The sequence below is a fragment of the Verrucosispora sp. SN26_14.1 genome (assembly GCF_004307965.1).
Lineage (GTDB): Bacteria > Actinomycetota > Actinomycetes > Mycobacteriales > Micromonosporaceae > Micromonospora.
On the sequence record NZ_SISL01000358.1, the window covers coordinates 1 to 6012 of the forward strand.

At 70.7% G+C, this 6012-nt stretch carries 7 protein-coding genes and 1 pseudogene; 2 read left to right on the plus strand and 6 right to left on the minus strand.

Going from position 1 to position 6012, the window contains the following annotated elements; genetic code table 11:
• Both EYA84_RS24310 and EYA84_RS24315 read left to right on the plus strand, forming a co-directional pair.
• Positions 1-635: pseudogene (locus tag EYA84_RS24310) on the plus strand (polynucleotide kinase-phosphatase); the annotation flags it as partial.
• 96 nt (positions 636-731) lie between these two features.
• Positions 732-1670 (plus strand): DUF368 domain-containing protein, encoded by a 939-nt coding sequence (locus EYA84_RS24315; protein WP_131055679.1) that lies wholly within the window; start codon positions 732-734, stop codon positions 1668-1670.
• Between the two features lie 51 nt (positions 1671-1721).
• Here EYA84_RS24315 and EYA84_RS24320 read toward each other — a convergent pair whose 3' ends face one another.
• From EYA84_RS24320 to EYA84_RS24345, 6 genes are all read right to left on the minus strand, one after another.
• Complete coding sequence (locus EYA84_RS24320; protein WP_007454255.1) at positions 1722-2099, minus strand: helix-turn-helix transcriptional regulator; 378 nt, start codon at positions 2097-2099, stop codon at positions 1722-1724.
• A 57-nt stretch (positions 2100-2156) separates the two neighbouring features.
• Positions 2157-2687, minus strand: coding sequence for an orotate phosphoribosyltransferase (locus EYA84_RS24325; protein WP_131055681.1), 531 nt, complete (start codon positions 2685-2687; stop codon positions 2157-2159).
• 169 nt (positions 2688-2856) lie between these two features.
• A complete protein-coding gene (locus tag EYA84_RS24330) occupies positions 2857-3666 on the minus strand; it encodes an SDR family oxidoreductase (protein WP_131055683.1) in 810 nt (269 codons plus the stop codon).
• Between the two features lie 8 nt (positions 3667-3674).
• A complete protein-coding gene (locus EYA84_RS24335; RefSeq protein ID WP_131055685.1) occupies positions 3675-4361 on the minus strand; it encodes a hypothetical protein in 687 nt (228 codons plus the stop codon).
• A 90-nt stretch (positions 4362-4451) separates the two neighbouring features.
• The gene (locus EYA84_RS24340; protein WP_131055687.1) at positions 4452-5285 is read right to left on the minus strand and encodes a hypothetical protein; all 834 of its coding nucleotides are present in this window, start codon (positions 5283-5285) and stop codon (positions 4452-4454) included.
• 215 nt (positions 5286-5500) lie between these two features.
• The coding region (locus EYA84_RS24345; protein ID WP_131055688.1) for a DUF4178 domain-containing protein at positions 5501-6012 on the minus strand (512 nt) is incomplete at its 5' end.

A 6012-nucleotide genomic window follows, 5' to 3' on the forward strand; every position in this document is an offset into this window, starting at 1 on the left:
GGCTGGACGTGACCGCGCTGCGCGACCGGACCGCCCGTCGCCGGGACGACGTGCTCGCCTACACGTCCGCCTACCGGGCGTACGTGGGACCCACGGACGGGTTACGCGGGGTGACGTTGGCCCCGTTCGCGGTGCTGGCCGGCGGTTCCGCCGGGTACGCCGACCGCGACCACGGCTGGCACCTGGCCCAGGCCGACCGGCTCTGCGCGGCGGACCCGGAGTTCTTCACGCCGACCCGACGCCAGGTGGTCGACCTCGGCGACCCGGACGCGGTACAGGCCGCGACCCACTGGTGGCTGGAGCTGACCGGGGCCGGCGGCGAGGGCATGGTGGTCAAGCCGTACGCCGGTTTGGCGGCCCGCAGCGAACGGGGCTCGCTGCTCCAGCCGGGCATCAAGTGCCGGGGACGGGAGTACCTGCGGATCATCTACGGTCCCGGCTACACCGAGCCGGAGGAGTTGGCCGCGCTGCGCAAGCGCTCCCTGGGACGCAAACGCGGGATGGCGCTGCGGGAGCACGGGCTGGGGCTGGCCGCGGTGGACGCGTTGGTCGACGGTGCCCCGCTGTGGCGTCGGCACGAGTTGGTCTTCGCGATCCTGGCCTGCGAGTCCGAGCCGGTGGACCCCCGTCTCTGACGCCAACCGGGCATTGCTCGCGATCCCGGTAGCCTGGGCGGCCGTGGCGGGCGCCGCTCCGGCGACCGGGCGAGCGAGGCAGGAGACGGATTCTTCATGGCATTGGGCGAACGGGTAGGCCATGTCCTACGCGGTGGGGCCATCGGGGTGGCGGAAGCCGTGCCAGGGGTCAGCGGTGGCACCATCGCGCTGGTCACCGGGGTGTACGAACGGCTGATCGTGTCCGCCGGTCACGTGGTGAACGCCGTCCGGTACGCGACGTCGGACGTACCGCGTGGACGTGGCTGGACGCGGGCGGGACACCAGATGCGGCAGGCCCACTGGGACGTGGTGATCCCGTTGATGATCGGGATGGTGCCCGGCCTGCTGCTCGCCGCGAAGCTGCTGGAGCCGTTACTGACCGGCTACCCCGAGCACACCCGTGGCCTCTTCCTCGGCCTGGTGCTCGCCTCGGTGCTGGTGCCGGTCTCGATGGTCGGCAAGCCGTGGCGCGCCCGAGAGGTGGTGGCCCTGGTGGTCGCCGTGGCGGTCACGTTCACGCTCACCGGCCTACCGCAGGCCACCCTCGAACCGCACCCGCTGATCCTGCTGATCGTGGCGGCGTTCGCGGTCTGCGCGCTGGTGATGCCCGGTGTCTCCGGATCATTTCTGCTGCTCACCGTCGGTCTCTACGAACCGACCATCGCCGCCGTCAACGACCGGGACTTCGGCTATCTGGCAATCTTCGCCGCAGGCATGGTCATCGGCCTGGCGCTCTTCGTCAAGCTGCTCCAGTGGCTGCTGGCCACGCATCGCCGGATGACTCTGGCGGTGATGTCCGGCGCCCTGATCGGCAGCCTGCGCTCGCTCTGGCCATGGCAGTCCGAGGACCGGACCCTGCAGGCGCCCGGTGACGGCATCCTGCCCATCACCGCGCTGTTCCTGCTGGGCCTCGCCGTGGTCCTGGCCATGGTGGTAGCCGAGCGACGCCGGGTGAACCGGGCCGCCCGCGCGCTCACCGAGGCGTACGACGACGAGCCGACGCAGGTGCGCTGACGTCCACCGCTTGGTGGCTGCCCGGCTGGGCGGCCACCAAGCGGTTCCGGTTCAGCGAGCCTTCTTGGTGGCCCGCTTCCGCGGCGGAGTCAGCAGGTCGGCGATCGTCGCGATCGCACTCGGCACCAGCCGGTAGTAGGCCCACACACCACGCTTCTCCCGCTCCAGCAAGCCGGCCTCGGTGAGGATACGCAGGTGGTGGCTGACGGTCGGCTGCGAGAGACCGAGCGGTGCGGTCAAATCGCACACGCACGCCTCGCCCTCGGGCGCCGACTGGATCAGGCTGAGCAGCCGCAGCCGGGCGGGGTCGGCAAGGGCCTTGAGGACCCCTGCCAGCCGCTCGGCGTCGGCACGTTCGATCGGCTCGCCGGCAAGCGGCGAGATCTGAGGCATAGTCATTTCGGCCAACGCAGTTCCCACGTATTCCATCCTTCCACCAGCAGCATCGATCCGGCTGCATATCAGCAGATCCGAATCGGCAGACTTTTACGCCACAAGGCCGAGGTCAGCCAACGTATAGGCCGCCCGATAGGGCAATCCGGCGGCTCGCACCGCGTCGCCGGCACCACGATCAACGATAACCGCCACCCCCACCACGTCGGCCCCGGCCTCGCGAAGGGCCTCGACGGCGGTCATCACACTTCCGCCGGTGGTGGAGGTGTCCTCCACCGCCAGCACCCGACGTCCGGTCACGTCGGGGCCTTCGATTCGGCGTTGCAACCCGTGCGCCTTGCCCGCTTTCCGCACCACGAACGCGTCCAACGGACGGCCGGTCGCGTGCAGCATCGACATGGCGATCGGGTCGGCGCCCAATGTCAGGCCACCGACCGCGTCGTACGACCAGTCGGCGGTCAACTCCCGCATCACCCGACCGACCAAGGGGGCCGCCCGGTTATGGAGCGTGATGCGACGCAGATCGACGTACCAGTCGGCCTCCTGCCCGGAGGAGAGCACTACCCGGCCATGGACCACAGCCAGGTCGGAGATGAATTTACGCAGGTCGTCGTGGTCCCCCATGGCGATAGAGGGTACTGCGCAAGTCTGTGTGCCGGGTGGACGGGCCACCCTGGGCAACCCTTCCGGGGGACAGATGAGTGGCGATGTCCGACTACGCTACGTTGACCTGCGGTTCGGATCGAGTGATGCCGCACCCGTCGCCGCCGTACCGGTCGACGACGTGTCGCGGTCAACCGCGATCGCGGCCGATGCGTCCACGGGTGTCGCGGGCGACCCGGTCCAGCAACCCGCGCGGGGCGTGCCGCAGACCGGCGACAGCCAGCTTGTACTTCCACGATGGAACGCTGACCAACTTGCCTTTTCGCAGGTCACGCAAGGCTTCTTCCACCACGGCGGGCGCGTTGAGCCACAACCACTCGGGAGTTTTCGACATGTCGATGCCGGCTCGCTGGTGGAATTCGGTCCGCGTGTAGCCGGGACAGAGCGCCATCACGCGGACGCCGAAGGGGCGGGCGGACTGGCCGACGGACTCACTGAAGTTCGTGACCCACGCCTTGCTGGCGGAGTACGTCGATCCCGGCATGATCGCACCGAAACCCGCGACGGAAGAGACATTAATCACTGCCCCATCCCGCCGTTCGGTCATCGTGAGCAGCGCAGCGAGTGTCAAACGCATCACCGCGTGCACGTTGAGCCGGAGCAGGCGGGTCTCGTCGTCGAGGCTCGACCTGAGGAACGGTTTGTTCAGACTGATGCCGGCGTTGTTGACCAGGAGCCCGATCGGCGGTGCGGCGGCGAGCCGTCGCTCCACCTCGGCACAGCCGTCGTCGGTGGACAGGTCGGCCGGCAGGATCTCGGTCTCGACGCCGTACCGGCCGGTCAGCTCGGCGGCCTGCGCCGCCAGTCGGTCACCGTCCCGGGCGACCAGCACCAGGTGCCATCCGTCGGCGGCGAGCCGGTCGGCGAAGGCCGCCCCGATTCCCGCGCTCGCCCCGGTGATCAACGCCCATCGCTCGGTGCTCGGCTGGTCGGGCGTCACGGGTCTGTTCACCTCGGTGGGTACGGGGACGACGGCGGCGCCCCGGGCGGCGGATAGGTCTGGTGCGGCGCGACCGGCGGCGGGTACGCGGACGGCGGGTGGTGCGGCGGGTGGGGGTGGTGCGGGGGCACCGGGTGGCGACGGAACCAGGCGTTGGCGGACGGCATCGCCAGCAGTACGGCTACCACAAGGTAACCGAGCACCTGCCCGACCGAAAGGGTGGTAGTGACCGGAATCCACCACGACGGGTAGGCGTCCGCCACCAGAGCGACGAGTTCGGCGGCGGCCTGGTCGTCGCCGAAGTCCAGGGGCGTGGCGCGTTGGATCAGCAGGGCCCCGATGCCGCAGCAACCGAGGAGCGCCCCGAGACCGGCGACCACCCACGTGGACACCCGTGCGGCGGGTCGCCGGCCGGCCAGGCCCACCGCGAGGCCGGCGAGGAGCAGGGCCGCGAGCACGCTCAGCACGGCCGCTCCCACCACCACACCCCGCAGCAGGGTCACCATCGCGTCGACCTGGGCGGAGTCGGCCGACGTGCCGACGGCCGCCGCACGGAACCGGGACACCGTGCCGCCGACGGCACTCAGGCCGGTCACGGCGTACCCGAACGCACCCACCGCCATCACGACCAGCACCACCACGGCCGTCACGACCACGGCCGGCCGGCGGGGCGGCGCCTGTTCGGGGTACGACACGACGAGTCCCTCCGGTAGGTGTTCGGGTTGCAACCTACTCGGAGGGACCGTCGCAGTCGCGCCTAACTCACCGGCGGTCGGTTCGACCGATCAGTTCGGCCGGTCGGTCGGCGGCTGGTCGCCGGGCTGGCCCGGACCGCCGTACTGGGGAGGCTGTCCACCCGGACCGTCGCCCGGCCCGCCGGCGGGCGGCTGACCCGGAGTGGGCGGGTAGCCCGGCTCGGCCGACTGCGGCGAGGTGCCCGGGTAGCCCGGCTCGCCGGACTGCGGCGAGGTGCCCGGGTAGCCCGGTGCCTGCGGGTAGCCGGGCTGGCTCGGGTAGCTGCCGCCGGGCATCGGCGGCTCCCACTGCTGGGTCGGCTTGCGGAAGAACTCGTTCGCCTTCGGCAGTGCCAGCAGGATCAGCGCGGCCAGGAGCGCGAGCAGGCTGATCACACCGAGCAGGAGGCTGACCGGGGTGACCCAGCCGGGCAGCGCCTCCTCCAGCCGGCGCTGGACCTCCTCGGTGCTCGGCATGTCGCCGCTGGTCTCGGCACCGGGCGTGGTGAGGCCGCCGGCCAGCCCGCTGAGCAGACTGAAACCGGTGCAGCAGAGCATGATGCCGCCGACCACCCAGGTGGCGATCCGGGCGCCGTTCTTGCCACGCAGGTTCAGCAGGCCCAGGCCGAACAGCGCGAGCGCCACGACGAGAAGGAAGATTGCGGTGGCGACGCCGAGGACGACGGTGAAGTCGCCGAGGCTCTCCGCTCCTTCGACCGTGGAGTCGCGGTACGCCTCGTCCATCACCTCACGGACGGTGCCGATCGTGGCCAGCGACACGACCACACTGATCAGTTGGCAGATCGCGAAGAGCAACAGCAAGTAGGTGGATATCGTCACCACACCCGGCCGCTGCCGGGCCGGGGTGTTTTTCGGGTCGACCATCTTTCTCCCTCCCTGGAACGCGACTCACCGTATCGGCAACAGGCCAACCCGGCACGACACGACGCCGTCTGGACGGCGCGTCCTCCTCCGCAACGCCAGGATCGACGCTGAGCAGGTGAGCGGACGCACCAGCCGCCCGGCTCGGGAGCGGTGTACCCAGATCCGCCCTCGGTGATGTCGGCACGGGTCGCTGTCGAGCCGAACCGGTGTCGCTCTCACGATCCGCGTCCCTGCGGGTGCACCGTCACGTCACCCTCATCCAGCCGGCGGCCCAGCGCGACCTCCCAGCCCGCCTCGCCGTACGCCTCGAAGGTGAGCCGCGCCCCGCCCGGTGCCCGGTAGTCGTGGTACCGCATCGTCCCGGTCGGGGGGAGCCCGGTCAGCCCGGTCGCGGTGTACCGGGCCTGGCCGGACTCGTGCCAGTCGTACCGTCGCCCGGCGACGTCGACCGCCGGAACACCGACGGTCCGCACCCTTCCCGGCTGTGGCTCCCAGAGCACCAGCGCGAACTCCGGGCTCTCGGCGACCGAAAGGCGAGGACGCCCGCTGTCGTCGTCGAGCAGGTGCTCGGCCCAACTCCACTCGCCCTCGACCAGCCGGATCGATCCGCGTACCCGGTACGACAGGTCACCGATCTCGACGATGTCACCGACCTCGATGCGACGCGGATCCGTCGACGGCCCGGCCGCAACGCGCCGACCGGGCGCGGTCGTCGGCCTGTCTCTTA